At 49.7% G+C, this 16,907-nt stretch carries 14 protein-coding genes; 8 read left to right on the plus strand and 6 right to left on the minus strand.

Features of this window, described 5'->3' with window-relative positions:
* Positions 1-13: 13 nt before the first annotated feature.
* The 6 genes from B156_RS0106425 to msrB all read right to left on the minus strand — a co-directional run bounded on the left by B156_RS0106425 (position 14) and on the right by msrB (position 7,929).
* Positions 14-466, minus strand: coding sequence for an NUDIX domain-containing protein (locus B156_RS0106425; RefSeq protein WP_026260643.1), 453 nt, complete (start codon positions 464-466; stop codon positions 14-16).
* A gap of 338 nt (positions 467-804) precedes the next feature.
* Positions 805-2,001: an L-2-hydroxyglutarate oxidase gene (lhgO, locus tag B156_RS0106435; RefSeq protein ID WP_018618839.1), complete on the minus strand. Its 1,197-nt coding sequence runs from the start codon at positions 1,999-2,001 to the stop codon at positions 805-807.
* A gap of 25 nt (positions 2,002-2,026) precedes the next feature.
* Positions 2,027-3,286 (minus strand): anthranilate phosphoribosyltransferase, encoded by a 1,260-nt coding sequence (locus B156_RS0106440; RefSeq protein WP_018618840.1) that lies wholly within the window; start codon positions 3,284-3,286, stop codon positions 2,027-2,029.
* Positions 3,287-3,418: 132 nt separating this feature from the next.
* On the minus strand, positions 3,419-4,687 hold the full coding sequence (locus B156_RS0106445) for a D-alanyl-D-alanine carboxypeptidase/D-alanyl-D-alanine-endopeptidase (protein WP_018618841.1): 1,269 nt from the start codon (positions 4,685-4,687) through the stop codon (positions 3,419-3,421).
* A 21-nt stretch (positions 4,688-4,708) separates the two neighbouring features.
* The gene (locus B156_RS0106450; protein WP_018618842.1) at positions 4,709-7,303 is read right to left on the minus strand and encodes a T9SS type A sorting domain-containing protein; all 2,595 of its coding nucleotides are present in this window, start codon (positions 7,301-7,303) and stop codon (positions 4,709-4,711) included.
* A gap of 227 nt (positions 7,304-7,530) precedes the next feature.
* Entirely contained in the window at positions 7,531-7,929 is a 399-nt protein-coding gene (gene msrB / locus B156_RS0106455) for a peptide-methionine (R)-S-oxide reductase MsrB (protein WP_018618843.1), read from the minus strand.
* Between the two features lie 157 nt (positions 7,930-8,086).
* On the opposite strand from msrB, the gene B156_RS0106460 reads away from it, so the two are divergent.
* The 8 genes from B156_RS0106460 to trpB all read left to right on the plus strand — a co-directional run bounded on the left by B156_RS0106460 (position 8,087) and on the right by trpB (position 16,862).
* A complete protein-coding gene (locus B156_RS0106460) occupies positions 8,087-10,000 on the plus strand; it encodes a RecQ family ATP-dependent DNA helicase (protein WP_026260644.1) in 1,914 nt (637 codons plus the stop codon).
* 120 nt (positions 10,001-10,120) lie between these two features.
* Positions 10,121-10,585: a DUF2141 domain-containing protein gene (locus tag B156_RS0106465; protein ID WP_018618845.1), complete on the plus strand. Its 465-nt coding sequence runs from the start codon at positions 10,121-10,123 to the stop codon at positions 10,583-10,585.
* A gap of 279 nt (positions 10,586-10,864) precedes the next feature.
* The gene (locus tag B156_RS0106470) at positions 10,865-12,322 is read left to right on the plus strand and encodes an anthranilate synthase component I family protein (protein WP_018618846.1); all 1,458 of its coding nucleotides are present in this window, start codon (positions 10,865-10,867) and stop codon (positions 12,320-12,322) included.
* Between the two features lie 67 nt (positions 12,323-12,389).
* On the plus strand, positions 12,390-12,956 hold the full coding sequence (locus B156_RS0106475) for an anthranilate synthase component II (protein WP_018618847.1): 567 nt from the start codon (positions 12,390-12,392) through the stop codon (positions 12,954-12,956).
* Positions 12,957-13,050: 94 nt separating this feature from the next.
* Positions 13,051-14,037: an anthranilate phosphoribosyltransferase gene (trpD, locus tag B156_RS0106480; RefSeq protein ID WP_026260645.1), complete on the plus strand. Its 987-nt coding sequence runs from the start codon at positions 13,051-13,053 to the stop codon at positions 14,035-14,037.
* Positions 14,038-14,125: 88 nt separating this feature from the next.
* Entirely contained in the window at positions 14,126-14,950 is an 825-nt protein-coding gene (gene trpC, locus B156_RS0106485) for an indole-3-glycerol phosphate synthase TrpC (protein ID WP_018618849.1), read from the plus strand.
* Positions 14,947-15,588: a phosphoribosylanthranilate isomerase gene (locus B156_RS0106490; protein ID WP_018618851.1), complete on the plus strand. Its 642-nt coding sequence runs from the start codon at positions 14,947-14,949 to the stop codon at positions 15,586-15,588. Before trpC ends, B156_RS0106490 begins: the two co-directional genes overlap by 4 nt.
* A 74-nt stretch (positions 15,589-15,662) precedes the next feature.
* Positions 15,663-16,862 carry a tryptophan synthase subunit beta gene (gene trpB / locus B156_RS0106495; RefSeq protein ID WP_018618853.1) on the plus strand — a complete coding sequence of 400 codons (1,200 nt, stop codon included), beginning with the start codon at positions 15,663-15,665 and terminating at the stop codon, positions 16,860-16,862.
* Positions 16,863-16,907: the final 45 nt, after the last annotated feature.

Here is a 16,907-nt window from a genome sequence, read left to right on the forward strand (position 1 = left end):
TTTTGCGTTTCTACTACTCAAAATACTGCTGCTCAATCCGACCAATGTAACCCAGATAACTGGCACTATCGAACCAGGGCTGGAGTTTAGCGCCGATGTTTGGGTAAAGATTAAGGTTGCCCAACTCGTTAATCGGTTTCCAGACGATATCGAGGGCGGTAGTTTCATCGGAGTTGAGAACTGGAGTACCGGTAAATGTCCGGACGGCGAAAACGACATGTAGCACGTCATCATTACGCTGAGTGAGCAGCATTTCACCTGCCAGAATCATTTCGCCCACTTCAATTGAAATTCCCAACTCTTCCCGGACTTCACGGATGATGGTTTCGGGTAAAATTTCTCCCCGTTCAGGGCTACCACCGGGCAAAGCAAACACATCCTGCCCTCCGTATGAGTAACGCATGAACAAAACTTCTATCTGATTATTATTTTTTTGCCAGATAAGGGCGGACGGACGAACTTTCATACCGGAAACATACAACAGCGCAATTGCTTTCCCAACCTATTGCCTGAAAAACTCGTGTGCTAGCAAAATTATTAATCCTAGCTGGCCTTAATTCAGGGCCTGTGTGGTATCGGCCAGTAACCAGGTATTCCATTTGGTTTCATCGATGTGTTCTTTTGATAAGACACCCGTTACCACATCATCTACGTATCACGCGTTCTGTTTGCTATTTTCCTGCCTTCGTAAAAAGAAATTCCTTCAATGTACCTTTTGCCGCTACAAAATTCTCGCCCCTACTTTCTCCCGTTTTAACTAGGCCCAAGAACATAGCATCCCGCGAGCAGTTTGTCATACTCCCCTTAAAAGCGGGTCAATGCTTTTTCTGACACCGTTTTGCCAATGGATAGCGATGATGTAGCGGCTGGAGATGGCGCGTTGAGTACATTGATGGCTTTGTCGGTCTCTACAATAGCGAAATCATCGAGCAGACCACCCGTCCGGTCACAGGCCTGCGCACGAACTCCGGCGCCCCCAGGCTCCAAATCAGCTTCCTGAATTTCTGGAATTAATGCCTGTAACGCTTTGGTAAAGGCTGATTTGGAAAAAGACCGGTACATTTCGCCAAGACCCGTTTCCCAGTATTTAGCCGCCACTTTCTGAAAGCCGGGCCAGGCAAGTGTTTGCGCCAGTTCTTTCAGATTGATATCTGATTTTCTATAGCCTTCCCGCTGGAAAGCGAGTACTGCGTTGGGGCCAGCCTCTACACCGCCGTGAACCATACGGGTAAAGTGAACACCCAGAAAAGGGAAATTAGGATCTGGAACGGGGTAAACCAGATTTTTAACCAGGTATTCTTTCTGGGGCTTAAGCTTGAAATATTCGCCCCGAAAGGGTACGATACGAACATCAATGGCTTCCCGCTGCGTCAGTTGGGCAATTCTGTCGGAGTATAAACCGGCGCAGTTAATAACCAGCCTTGTTTCGTACCGATTTTTGTCGGTCACGACAATACTAAGGCTCGTGCCGGTAGTTACCTGCTCAACTCGTTCGCCAAGGTGGATAGCGCCCCCAAGTTCCTTAAATTTCTCAGCGTACTTGTCAGCCACCTGCTTGTAATCGATTATTCCCGTTTGTGGCACAAACATCCCGGCAACCCCGTTGACATGCGGCTCAATGTCACGCATTTCGGCCACCGACAATTTTTTCAGACCGCCAAGACCATTTTGTAATCCGCGCTGGTAGAGGGTTTCCAACTGGGGTGTCTCTTCCTGTTTTGTCGCTACCACAATTTTGCCGCACAAGTCATACGGAATAGCTTCGGCGTTACAGAAATCGAGTAGCATCCGATACCCCCGAATGCAGTTTGTGGCTTTCAGGCTGCCGGGTTTATAATAGAGCCCGGAGTGAATAACGCCACTATTATGGCCGGTTTGGTGCTGCGCTACGGCCAACTCTTTTTCCAGCAGAACGACCTTAAGAGCCGGCCGCTGCTGTTTCAATTGCAGGGCGGTGGCGAGTCCAACAATGCCACCACCAATAATTACTACATCTGTCATTTGCGGCCAAAGATACGCATTCTGTTCACTGCAACTGGCCTTCAATCCAGGTTAGGCCCCGGCCATAAAGCGCGTGAGCAAACTGTACCCGATTATCGAATTCGGCGTTCTCTGTATGCCCATCGGTCATGAATCTCCGCACCAGTCGGGCGTTATCAGCGGCCTGAGGCTGTTCTATTTCCGATTCCGTTTCTGTTCGGAAGGCCGAAAACGCCGGAGCGTCGCCCTCAAAATGCTGAAAAAACAAATGACCTTTAGGCGTACGGACAGCACACAAAATCCCACTCGACCGACTCGTTGATGGTGCCAGGCTCCCTTCCAGCCCCCGCTTTAGTACGATGACTCCATCGAAACCAGCCAGCATGGCCAGTTCTGCCATTTTCATCTGATACGTGATGTGAAATACGGATGTCACCAGTATTCGGGCATGGCAGGGATTGAGGACTTTCTCCAGTGTGGCCAGAAATGGCCGCTTAATAATGACTGTACGCCGATCTACCCACCTGTTGAGTGCGGGCGACAATGCTTTCTGGTCCAGTACCCAGCCGAATGAATGTAAGGGCGTATCGAGTTCGTGGTTGCTTTGCAGAAACTGGCAGCCCAGGTTCATATAAAGGTCAAGGGCATTAAGCGTAAACTTAGGTCCTCCGGACCGGCCAACCATGGATATTGCCCCGTAGCCCCATTTCTGGAAAAATTGCCCCAATAGCGGAGTAATTAGGTAACTATGCTCAACACCATCAAACGGTTCGGCCAATTGAACCAACGGCCGGTCGGCACAGCTTATTGGGCCGAAACCGGGCGAGTACGTTCGTTCAACGGCCCGCATAAGTCCCTGATACTCTTCGTTGGTTTCGTGCCGGACCCGCATGATACTGGCAGCCAGCCCCCGAAACGTCTCGCATACGCCGTTGCCGAACAGGTAATCGCCCAGTTGCTCCGCTTCACTTACCTGCAGATTTGCCCCACGAACAAGTTTGGTGGCTATCGGATGCAGCCCTTCGGGTAAATCGGGGCAAATTTTGTTGATGAAATAGGTAGGATGGTCAAAAGCGCCTTTACCAATTACAGCTTCCAGCGTTTTCTCTTCGGGCGTCATTCCTTTGGCCAGCAACGCGCCCAGAAAGGCACCACGTTGCAGCGGATGGGAGGATGGGTCAGTCAGGGCAACCCGGCAGTCGGTTAACAGTTCGGGGGTAAGGGGTTTGCTACCGTACTTACCAATGCCAATATGTTTGATACCACGCCCGAGCGGGGTGCTGGTGGCTGGTGTATCCGAAACCATAAGAACAATGCGTTTAACTGAGCAATAGGGAGTAAGTAAATGTAAACAAAAAAGACCTATTCAATGCTGAACGTACCCGATACTTTTGGCGTGCAGCCCCCTTTAACCACTTGATCGTAAAAGCACTATATTTCAAAATTGGGTGTGTATCTCTTTCAATAACTCACCCGTCAGTCGGCGCATTTCACTTACCGGCTGGGTGAAATTATTGTGCATAATACTGAAATATAGCAACTTACCCCGCTTGGTTATTACATAACCACTCAAATTATAAACGCCCGTCATTGAACCAGACTTGGCAAATACATAGGGCTTACCATCTACACCAATACTTCGCAATGTACCCGACTGCCCGGCGGCCGGGAGTAAGGCAAACAGTCGCTGTTGGGGTACTTTTGCCGCTATTTTCCCGAGTAAATCAATCAATGCATTGGGTGTAAAAGCGTTATAACGCGATAACCCAGATCCATCTACCCATCTGGCAGAACCTGCCGATACGTGTAGAACAGAATCGGTCATTCGATGTATCTCTGCCACCGGGTCGAGTTTTCTTTTATTCCGTTCAGCGGAGATCATGAACAGCGTCTGTTCGGCAAATTGGTTATCACTCACGTGAAGCATTCGCTTGTAGAGCGAGTCGGCAGGTACCCCACGTACGACCAATGTCGTTGCGGGTACGGGAATCGCAACAACATTCACCTCCCGGTGCAATGTATCGGCCAGTAGTTTGGCAACCAGGTCAGGCGACCATTGAAATGGCACATCCTGTCGAACAGACGGACTGGAATTACCGGGTCGGGTAAATTTATTGGAGGACTCACTCCTGCGTATCCCGCCGGTCATAACCCCGGCAGCTATGTAAACGCTATCGGCCAACGACCGGGGGCTTATCGTCCCATTCCGAAAGCGAACAACGTTACCGTATATGGGCAACGGAGCCAATTCGGCCGAGTAATCATCATTATAATCGTCCCAGGCCCAGCCCGGTCCAAAACGAGGTCCCGTGTAGTTGGCAGCAGAAAAAAACAGCCGTTCCGGACGATTTCTCAGAAAAGCAAGCACGGTGGTATCAGGCAGATCGGGGTGGAGTAGAAGAGGATTTCCTGTGCCCCAGAAAATTAGCGAATCCGGCCGAACTGTGTATCGTAACACCGGGAGCGAATCCGGCAAGTACAATAGTCCCGCATAAAAACTAAACAACTTTGTGTTTGAAGCCGGTACGAAGGGCTTGTTGGCATTGTATTGTATTAATGCCCGATTCCGAACCGGGTCATACAGGGCGACACCCGTAAAATGATCCGTATAGACTGGTTTTGTCTTCAGTTCACGACTGATATGCCGGGCTGGAGAGCAGGCAAAAACCAGCAAAAGAAGCAGGAGAAAGCTGTAAACGGTTTTCATACATGAACCACCAGAGCAGGATTATTTCACAATAATAACCTTCTGCGTCAGGAGTAGGTCATCGGCTTTCAACTGTATAAAATACATTCCTTCGGGTAATTGACTCAAATCGAGTTGTTCATTGATTTTCGAGCCACTTACCTTTAGGGTATATTGCCGCATGAGTTGGCCGGTTGGCTGAGCAATAGTCACTATAATTTCAGCCCGTTGCCTGGGCAACTCAGCTTCTATTTTCATTAACCCACTGCTAACCGGATTAGGATATACCCTGAATACCCCGGCAGAAACGGGATCAGTTGCCAGCACCGGTGGTGGTGGACCCGCCTGAATTCGAAGGTTGTCAATAGACCAACCCCAGCCGTATGATAATTGATCGGCAAACAACCGGAACCGAATCAAAACCTGATCCCCAGCCTTAAAAGCTGCTCCTGGTCTCAGAAGGGGTATTTCCCGCTTTCGGTACATGGCCGGGAAGCCGCCCGCTTTTGAGTTTCGCTCACCATACAGACCAGGTACAAGGTCGCTGTTGTAGGCGGTTACCCACTCTCCCCTATCGCTGGAGGTGTAGGCATCAATCAGCGGCTTCCAGGTACGACCGCTGTCACTGGACCCTTCCACAATAACATAATCGTAGAAGTTCGCGTCGCCGGGTCGGCTGCTGGCATCACCCGACTCGACCAGTACCACTTCGTCAAAACGAACGTAAGCACTATCTGGGTTCGCTTTTATCCGAATGGGGGTCAACAGTACTATGCCGGTAGTAGCCTGCGATTTAAAGTCATCTCCGTTTCGGTACGGATGCTCGGAATGAATAGCCGGGTCCCCAAAGCTAGCGGGAGTCATAATAGAAAACCCATTTCCCACAAAGTCACTGGCTACACCAGTATCGTTGAATGTTGTTGTGTATTGATCACGTACTGCCCGAAGCCCCACTACCGTCAATTGATAAAAACCGTTGACTGGATTAGCGCGCTGGTTTTTTGTTCGCGCGTTGTCCTGCGCTACAATCCGATAGGTGACTTTATCGCCAACTTTCAGCGAATTAGCGGGAAAAACAACCCGATTCACATAAATGGAGTCATAGCTGAAATTACCAATAGTCAGGCGATTATAGGTCAAAGGCAGGTTTGGTTGTGCTACCCCGTTAATTTGGTAGTCAACATACGCCAAAGCGACCCCACTTCTGTCGTCGGAAATACGAGCATAGATTGGCAGACTATCAATGGTAGTTGTTGAGAATAAGGCCTGTTTGGCAGGACCAAACTGAATGGTGGGTGGCGTTGTGTCTGGCCCTACCTGGATATGATACCAGGTTTTTGCCCCATTCAACTGCCTGCCGGGATTTACGAACGATTTCCCCGTTACATCCTGCGCCTGAAAGTAATACCAGATATCGCCTTTGGCCTGGGCAGCGGGCAGCGTATACCGGTATTCATTGGTTGTATCTATCCGAATAAGAGGGATGGCCGTAAAGGCAGTATCACCGGCTGTGGGCGCACTTTTCCGGTAGAATAACTGGCCAGATGCCGGAATAATCGTGGTGTCGCTAACGATTCGGGCACTAAACAGCAGATCTTTAGCCTCCTCGCTATTGGCTAAAGGTGTATGCAGAACGGATGTTGTCTTCCATTCCATATCAGAGAAGAAGGTCGTTACCAGCGGTCCGGGGGAGTGAATGGATTCAGCCTGTTTTAATGTGGGTGTCATCAGTGAATTTACGTCTCCGGCAGGATACGTGTCTTCATCCAGGTGATAGATACTGGTTGACCGGGAAAAGTGCGATTTGGCATGAAGTCGGAGTTTCTGGATCGTGGTCTGCCGTAGTATCGCTCCGTTAAGAAACAGATCATTGCCCGTCAATTGCTGGTTTAACTCAGGGGAGTTATTCGGAAATTCTTTTAGGGACGTCACTAACCGTCTTACCGGGCCGCCAGCCCCACCCGTCTCAATAAAGCTATCGTAAACCGACGGTAAAGCCGCCAAGTATTGTCCAACAATCTGACCAGAAGGCGTAGGGGTCGTGTTGAAAAAACCAATGAAACCCAGGCCATGCGTTAGTTCATGAAGTACAGCCGTTACCATGTCGGTCTGCCCCTTAGGCGTGAGGCCGTCGGTACCGAAGTACCATTCGTTATTTCGGTTGAAGTCGGCTATAATATCCGCTTCGCCAGGGGTATTCAACTCGCGATGGGCAATTTTTTCGGCCAGCGCGATGGGGTAAAAGGCCGTTGCTTTTTGTGCCCCATCAACTCTATACCGATACGACGTTGGCCCCGCTGAACCCAATAAGCCTGGCGTGTCGGAAATCCAGTTGGCCTGTATTCGAATCGGAACGGAGGACGTGATTAATGTTGACCAGATATCGACGGCGTACTGAAAAGCTCGTTTTGCTTCGGGGGTAAAGTTGGTATAGGTAACAACAAACTGCGCTTTGGGGGCAGCCAGACGACCCGACGTGCTCTTCCGCTGGAGAAAAACGGCGGGCGGGGGTACCTGTGTAAACGCGTCCCGGTTGTCGCTGTAATAGTATATTTTGGCCCCTGACGCCGATAAGCTTACTGGAGGTGAAGGGAGGGAAGACCCAATTTTTTGGGCAACCATTGGATTTACCAGCATGAACACACTGCATAAAGCCCCTACAATCCTACCGTATATCATATTGACATTCATCTTTCAGACAATGTAAATTTCGCGTCTAAATAACCAGTAACAATGGCTTGCATGCTCAGAATGATACTATTGCTAAAATAAATGGATGAACGCAGTAAAAGTAGGACTGCCTGTTTTATGAATTACAGCATAAAACAGGCAGCCCCATTTTTCACCTCCGGTTTTCAGGTCGGTTAGGCGGGTCTTTTCAGCACGAGCGACACAGAGTTTAGACAGTACCGCATGCCGGTTGGTTTCGGTCCATCGTTAAAAACATGGCCAAGGTGGGCATCACACACATTACAAAGTACTTCTACCCGGCGCATGCCATAACTATCGTCTTTTTCCAGACGAACACGCTCTTCATCAATAGGTTCGGTAAAACTGGGCCAGCCCGTGCCCGATTCAAACTTGGTTGTCGACTCGAATAATTCCGTATCACAACACACACAGGCGTAAACCCCGGGATCATGCGCTTCGCAATATTCTCCCGAGAAAGCCCGCTCGGTTCCTTTACCACGCGCCACCCGATATTGTTCGGGTGTTAGTAGTTGCTTCCACTCTTCCTCGGATTTGATAACTTTTTGAATCATGATAGTTTCGTTTGACGTTATGAAGACGCGAATATTTCCCCCTGATCAAACAACTCTCTGATAACGATTTGGGTTTTGATGCCGTATTTTTGTTTGTCGTTGTGTCGGCCAACAAGACGGCACCGCCTAACGTCGAACACCAAACATCAAACGAGAATTGACCATCCGGCAACTGTTACAACAATTTTGGGGATATGATCACTTCCGGCCCATGCAGGAAGATGTGATCAATCGGGTTCTGGACCGTCAGGATGTGCTTGTACTAATGCCAACGGGGGGTGGAAAATCCATTTGTTTCCAGGTACCAACACTGGCCATGAAAGGTGTTTGCATTGTGGTGACCCCCCTTATTGCGTTGATGAAGGACCAGGTCGAGCAGCTACGGAAGCGGGGCATTCCGGCTGCGGCTATCTACTCCGGTATGCACTACCGGGAAATTGACACGACGCTGGACAACTGCATTTACGGTAATTTAAAGTTTCTGTACGTTTCTCCCGAGCGGTTACGAACTGAGCTTGTTATCGAACGGGTAAAACAAATGACCGTTTGCCTGCTGGCAGTCGATGAAGCCCACTGCATTTCGGCCTGGGGCTACGACTTCCGCCCCCCGTATCTGCAAATTGCTGACTTTCGTCAACTTATTCCCGACACCCCCGTTATTGCCCTCACGGCTTCGGCCACGCCGGATGTTCAGACCGATATTGTTGATAAACTGACGCTGCGGGAGCCCGTTATCTTCCGGCAAAGCTTTGCCCGGCCTAATCTCTCATATTCCGCCGTGCTGGAAGAGGACAAGGAAAATCGCCTGTTACGGGTGTTACAAAATGTGCCGGGCTGTGGAATTGTGTACGTTCGGAGCCGTCGGCAAACGCAGCAGATTACCCAATGGCTTTCAAAACAGGAAATTTCTGCCGATTTCTACCACGCTGGCCTCACCACTCAGCAACGGTCCGATAAACAGGACAGCTGGATGAAAGGGGAAACGCGGGTTATGGTAGCCACGAACGCGTTTGGTATGGGTATCGACAAGCCCGATGTGCGCACGGTAGTTCACCTGGACGTTCCTGATTCCCTCGAAGCCTATTATCAGGAAGCGGGTCGGGCGGGGCGCGATGGGCAGAAATCCTACGCGGTCATGCTGTACACCCCCGGCGATTTGGAAAACCTGCGTTTCCGGACTGAGCAGTTGTATCAGCCAGTAGCTATGTTGCGCCGGGTATACCAGGCACTGGCCAATTATACCGCTGTGCCACTTGGTGGGGGCGAGTTTAGTAGTTACGACTTCGATTTGGGCGCTTTCACCGCTACATTCACACTGCCCCCGCAGGAAACACACTACGCCCTAAAACAGCTACAATTGGAAGGGTTAATTCAACTAAGTGAAAATTACTTTCACCCATCCCGGCTAACCTTTGTGCTGGACAACCGGCAGCTTTATGAGTTTCAGGTGCTGAATCCCCGTCTCGACCCGTTCCTGAAACTACTACTCCGGTTGTACGGGGGCGAACTATTCACCGACTTCATTACCATCTCGGAATCTACGCTGGCCCGGACCTATTTAATCAACCAGTCAGAAATTGAGCAGTTACTAACGCAGTTGCACCAGCGGAATGTAGTCATTTATGAAAAACAGAAAGACAAACCTCAGTTAACATTCCTGACACCCCGCTACGATGCGCCGTCGTTGCCGGTCAACACGCAGGAGCTAAACCGGCGCAAGGAGCTGGCGATGCGAAAGGTACAGGCCGCCACCTTATATACCGAACACCCAACCCAATGCCGGACCCGACTATTGCAGGCCTATTTTGGGGAAAAACCGGGAGACCGATGCGGCATCTGCGACAACTGCCTCAAGAAAAAGAAGAAAGCAGAACAAAGCCAGTCTGCCGTACGGGAGCAGGTGCGCGAATACGTTGCGCTGGCAAACGGGCCAGGGGTATCGCCCAAACAACTCGCCCATTATTTCGCCCAAACTGATGCAGATTCCCTCACCCAGACCCTGAGGCAGATGCTGGCTGAAGAGGAAATCCGGTATACGAAGAGTGGAAACCTGACACTGAATGTAGGATGACGGTCAGCCTATCTTACCGTTTGTCCCAGGCAGGTGTGATTAGCCCCTTTCTTTGACCGGTAACCGCACGATACTGCTATTTTTGTGTTGTCTAGCAATCAATTGTCAATAACCAACATCATGAAAACAACATTTGTTGCCCCCTTTTTTGCCGCTTTGGTCCTACTTTCCCTGCTGACTAAACCCGGAGTTTCCCAACAGGTAACTAAACCCGCTGTTACAACGGCAACTTATAAGCTGACCGTTGTTGTACCCGATGTAGGGGTCCGAAATGGAAAAATGCACATTGGGTTGGCCAATGACCAGGCCAGTTTTGATGGAAAATCTATCCAGACTAAGGTAGTAGAGGTGCCTGCCATGGGATCCATTACCGTCATTTTCGATGGTTTGGCAACAGGCCGCTACGCCGTGCGTATGTTTCAGGATTTGAATGACAATGGAAAAATAGACTTTTCAGGACAGATGCCCACTGAACCGTTCGGATTTTCTAATTTGAAAAGGCTTATGGCACCCCCAACCTTCGACCAGGCCTCCTTCGAACTATCAGGTAACAAAAACATGGACGTCTCGCTGATGAGCCTGTAGCGGAAACTATTGTATCGAAACAAAAAACGTTTTCGTATTGACTAAACCAAAACAAACGTTTTATCTTTGTACGCTCAATCGGTCTAGAGCGGTTCGAATCCTGCCAATCTAAAACAAAATATACTAATGAATAACTCAGTAAGCATGATTTGGTGGTGGCACTCTTCTCAACCGAGATGAGGGTTGCCCCTATTGTTGTTTACAAGCGAACGATATAAAGGCTCACCGTCATCCCGGTGAGCCTTATTTTTTTTCCTTTTCAGCAAAAATTAACAGGAAATGACTACTGAGATCCCTATTACCTACCGCGTTATCAGCCGCCACAAGCGGATGCTGGCTGACATTATCACACCGGTTAGCATCTACCTCCGCATCCGGGACCGCTTTCTGAACAGTATTCTGCTCGAAAGCTCAGACTATCATGGCAATGAAAACTCGTTTTCGTACATCGCCTTCGACCCCGTTGCCCAATTCTCGTACGAGGCTGGCAAGCTGACAGTTAAAATGCCGGAAGCACCGGAGCAAACCCGTGAATTGCCCATTCAGGAGATGAAGGGTGCTCTTCAGCAGTTTAAAGACAGCTTTCAACACGAGAAATCTCCGTTTTCGTTTATAACAAACGGGCTGTTCGGGTATTTTGGGTATCCGGCGGTGCAGAGCTTTGAAGATATCACGCTTCATGCCGCGGTACCTGCTGAGAACCAGATTCCAGCCGCCGTTTTTATGGTGTATCGCTACGTACTGGCTATCAACCATTTTAAGGATGAATTGTATCTATTTGAACACAGCTACATTCAGGAAGGAGAAACTGGAGACCCCGCATTTGTTGACGCACCAGAGCAGGACCGGCTCGACCACATCAGTGACCTGATTACCGGTCGAAACTATCCTACCTATACCTTCAGCACGGCCGGACCCGAACAGTCGAACTTTACGGACGACGAATTCAGGCGTGTTATTCAGAAGGGTATTGACCATTGCCACCGGGGTGATGTATTCCAGATTGTGCTGTCACGTCGGTTTTCGACTCCGTTTGTCGGCGATGAATTCAATGTATACCGGACTTTGCGGTCGCTGAACCCATCCCCCTACCTGTTCTATTTTGATTACGGCAGTTACAAGCTATTTGGCTCTTCGCCCGAATCGCAGATTGTGGTTAAAGACCGGAAAGCCACCATTTACCCCATTGCGGGCACGTTCCGGCGTACGGGCGACGACATCCGTGATGCCGAACTTGCCCAGAAGCTATATGATGACCCCAAAGAGTCGGCCGAGCACGTTATGCTGGTAGACCTTGCCCGTAATGACTTGAGCCGTAATTGCGATGTGGTTAACGTTGAGACCTTCAAAGAGGTGCAGTATTACTCGCACGTCATTCACCTGGTCTCTAAAGTGGTGGGGAACCTGACCGAAAACGCCGTCCCCTTACAGATTGTGGCCGAAACATTCCCGGCTGGCACCCTCTCGGGCGCGCCCAAGCACATGGCTATGACGTTAATCGACCGGTATGAGAATCTGAGCCGTAGTTTTTACTCCGGCAGTATCGGTTATATGGGTTTCGACGGTGAGTTCAATCATGCCATCATGATTCGGACATTCATGAGCAAGGATAACACATTGTACTATCAGGCAGGTGCGGGCGTGGTAGCTAAATCGGTCGTTGAAAGCGAACTACAGGAAGTTCATAATAAACTGGCTGCTCTACGAGTGGCCATCGAGCAAGCTAAGTCATTGTAATGGACAATGTGCAATGGCGTATTGCAGACATTATTCATTTTACATCAATCATTATCTATTTGTACTAATGAAACTCCTTGTTTTAGATAATTACGATTCCTTCACCTATAACCTCGTGTATATTCTGCGGGAGTTAGGAGAACAACCCGATGTAATCAGGAACGACAAAATCGGGCTGGACGCCGTCGAGCAGTATGATAAAATTATGCTCTCGCCGGGGCCGGGAATCCCTTCAGAAGCGGGTATTATGCAGGACTTGGTTCGTGAATATGGCCCTACTAAAAGCATTTTGGGCATCTGCCTCGGCCATCAGGGCATCGGTGAAGTATACGGTGCCACGCTGGAAAACCTGGGCGATGTGTTGCACGGTGTAGCGCATCGGACCACCATTACCGACCGCGCTGAATTCCTCTTTCAGGATATTCCCGATGAGTTAACGGTGGGCCGATATCATTCCTGGACGGTTGTGCCTGATTCATTACCGGCAGAACTCCGCGTAACGGCTATGGATGATAAAGGGCGTATAATGGGCCTGATGCATTCACGGTATGATGTGCGGGGATTACAATTCCACCCGGAGTCGATTTTGACCGAGAATGGCGTGCGGATGATTCAAAACTGGTTATCCATGTAGAGACGCGATACATCGTGTCTCATTAGCGTAAGTAAAAATTCTATACAAAACCATCCGGCGATGAGACGCAACTATGCATCTCTACATGAATCAAATGAAAGAAATCCTCAATCACTTGTTTGAATATAAACACTTAACCAAAGACCAGGCGCGCGAAGTGCTGCTGGGCATTGGGCGGGGAGAGTACAACCCGGCGCAGATAGCCTCCTTTCTGACCGTTTATATGATGCGCAGCCTGCGACTCGAAGAACTGGAAGGCTTCCGCGATGCGATGCTTGACCTTTGTCTGCCCGTTGATTTGGCCGATTATGACCCAATGGACCTATGCGGTACCGGGGGCGATGGAAAAGATACCTTCAATATCTCAACGCTGTCCTCCTTTGTGGTTGCCGGAGCGGGGCAGCGGGTCGCCAAGCATGGGAACCACGGGGTGTCGTCGCTGGTCGGTTCATCGACGGTTATGGAGTATTTAGGCTATCGATTCACTAATGATGTAGGTGAACTAAAGCGTAAGATGGAAACGGCGGGCATTTGTTTCCTGCACGCGCCCCTCTTCCACCCGGCCATGAAAAATGTTGCTCCCATTCGGAAAGACCTGGGCGTAAAAACTTTTTTCAATGTACTGGGTCCAATGATAAATCCGGCAAGGCCCGCCAAACAGCTCGTTGGGGTGTTCAGCCTTGAATTGGCGCGATTATATGCGTACCTTTATCAGCAGACAGACAAGCAATTTATGATTCTGCATACCCTGGATGGCTATGACGAAATTTCGCTGACCGGCGCCTTTAAAGTCATCACTAGTCAAACAGAACAGGTGCTGGAACCGAAGCAATTAGGATTGGACGTGTTAATGCCCGAATCACTGGCAGGGGGGCAAACACTGGACGAATCGGCGCAGATATTTATGAATGTGCTGAACGATGAAGCAACCTCATCCCAGAAGCAAGCCGTACTGGCTAATTCAGCTATGGCATTGCTGGCCGCCGGGAAAGCCAACAGCCGGGATGATGCGGTTGCAATGGCACGGGAATCATTAGATAGTGGTAAGGCGTTGACCTGTTTTAAGAAGTTAATTGCGTAGAACCAGCCACTAGTTGTCATTTTTAGTCATTTTTTTGTTTTGCGATGAATGACAGTCAATGACCACTACTGACAAGTAATGACAACGAATGACAATTCTTGATGAGATTATTGCGCAAAAGCGAATCGAAGTAGCCCAGCGAAGAGAACTAACTCCAGTATCAGAGCTGGAACAAATGCCCAACTTCAAACGGATGTGCCTGTCGACACGGGATGCCGTTCAGGAATTTCGCTCAACGGGCATCATTGCGGAGTTCAAACGCAAGTCCCCCTCAAAAGGTATTATCAACGCGCAGGCTGATGTAACAGAAACCACGCAGGGGTACGTTCGGGCGGGGGCAGCTGTCCTGTCCATACTGACCGATGAGCCCTTTTTTGGTGGAACACCCGCCGACTTACAGGCTGCGCGGCTGGCAAATCCCGAAACGCCGATTTTGCGCAAAGACTTCGTTATTGACCGCTATCAGCTACTGGAAGCCAAGGCCTGGGGCGCTGATGTTATCCTACTGATTGCCGCCTGTCTGACGCCGGAAGAAGTAAACGAGCTTAGCATGCAGGCCCACGACCTGAGTATGCAAGTGTTACTTGAAGTGCATGACGAAGATGAACTGAACCGCTGTCTTACGCACAATGTTGATCTGGTAGGCGTTAATAATCGTAACCTGAAGACGTTCAAAACCGACATCGAAACGTCGCTTCGGCTAATTGAGCAGATTCCAGACACGTTTGCTAAAATTACCGAAAGTGGTTTGACCGATGCGGCCACCATGATAACTCTATTCAAAGCTGGTTTCGACGGATTTCTCATCGGCGAAGCGTTCATGAAAACGGCTGACCCAGCCGCAGCGCTGCAAGCATTAGTAACAGACTTTCAATCACGAATGCCCACCTTCATCAACTCGTTTAGCTCATGAAAATAAAAGTGTGCGGTCTACGCGACGCCGAGAACCTAAAAGAGATTGCGGCTTTACAGCCCGATTTTATTGGCTTCATCTTCTATGACCAGTCCCCTCGTTTCGTTGGCGATGATTTGGACGAAGCGGTAGTGAAGGCACTCCCTAAGTCGATTCGAAAAGTAGGTGTATTTGTGAACGCCAGCCCGGAATTCATTTTGAGAAGCGTGAAGAAATACGATTTTCAGTACGTGCAGCTTCACGGTGCCGAAACACCTGATTATTGCCGTAGCCTGAGGAACCGGGGTATCAACATCATCAAGGCCTTCCGGGTAAATGAGTCGTTCAACTTCTCAATGCTAAATAACTACAAGGCTCAGTGCGACTTTTTCCTGTTCGACGCAAAAGGAGAACAGCCCGGTGGAAACGGCATAACGTTCGACTGGCAAATCATGAGCCGTTACGATAACGAAAAACCATTTTTCATCAGCGGTGGTATTGGTCTGGACAATCTCGACGAACTGGTTGCCCTCAAGGGCATCAGGCCCTATGGGGTTGATATAAACAGCCAGGTTGAAATTGAACCCGGCGTGAAAGATGTAGCGAAAGTAAAGGAACTGATAGACCGGCTTCGGCCTATTGAGGAAGAAGCACTGTAATGGGATTAGCGCACGAAAAGGCCTGCGGCTATTATCTTTTGTCAGGATTACGCTTAGATTAAGTACTCATTCGTATGCAAACCACAATAGAACCACAAACCTCTTTTGAGGTAACGAATAAAGGATTTTATGGGCATTTTGGCGGGGCTTTCATCCCCGAAATGCTCTACCCGAATGTAGAAGAACTTCGGCAGAATTATCTCGACATAATAGCGGATCCCGCTTTCCAGGCCGAGTTCTGGCAACTACTGGAAGATTACGTTGGCCGGCCAACACCGTTGTTTCTGGCTAAGCGGTTATCGGCGCAGATTGGCGCAACCATCTACCTGAAACGGGAAGACCTGTGTCATACCGGAGCGCATAAAATCAATAATACGATTGGTCAGATTCTGGTTGCACAACGGCTCGGCAAGAGACGTATCGTTGCCGAAACGGGGGCTGGTCAACACGGGGTCGCAACAGCAACAGTTTGCGCATTGATGGGTCTGGAATGTATTGTTTATATGGGCAGTATCGATATGGAGCGGCAGCAACCCAACGTCGACCGGATGCGAATGCTTGGTGCCACGGTTGTGCCAGCCAAGTCGGGTAGCCAAACTCTTAAAGATGCTACCAATGAAGCCATGCGCCACTGGATTAATAATCCCGTTGATACGCACTACATTATCGGTTCTGTAGTAGGCCCTCACCCCTACCCGGACATGGTTGCCCGGTTTCAGTCCGTCATTTCGGAAGAGATAAAAAAGCAGCTTTTTGCTAAAGTTGGCCGTGAAACGCCCGACTATGTGGTGGCTTGTGTGGGTGGAGGTAGCAATGCCGCGGGGGCTTTTTTCCATTACCTGAACGAGCCCTCCGTACGTCTGGTAGCTGTTGAGGCAGCCGGAAAAGGCGTTTCTTCAGGGCATTCGGCAGCTACCACGGCACTTGGCAAGCCGGGTGTTCTTCACGGAAGTCGGACGATATTGATGCAAACTGAGGATGGGCAGGTAACAGAACCATACTCCATCTCTGCTGGTCTGGATTATCCGGGCATCGGTCCCCTACACGCGCACCTGTTCGAGTCGGGCCGGGGAGATTTCTACGCTATCACCGATGACGAGGCTTTGCAGGCTGGTTTTGAACTTAGCAAACTCGAAGGCATCATTCCCGCCCTGGAGACAGCGCACGCGCTGGCCGCTTTGCCAAAAATGAATCTTCAGCCCAGCGATGTGGTGGTGGTTTGCCTATCGGGGCGGGGAGATAAAGACCTGAATACCTACTCAAAGCATTTATAGTCATTATATCTATGGGTATTAGTCGTCATTCATTGTCATCGTGGT

Origin of the sequence: Spirosoma luteum DSM 19990, assembly GCF_000374065.1 — a bacterium.
GTDB lineage: Bacteria > Bacteroidota > Bacteroidia > Cytophagales > Spirosomataceae > Spirosoma > Spirosoma luteum.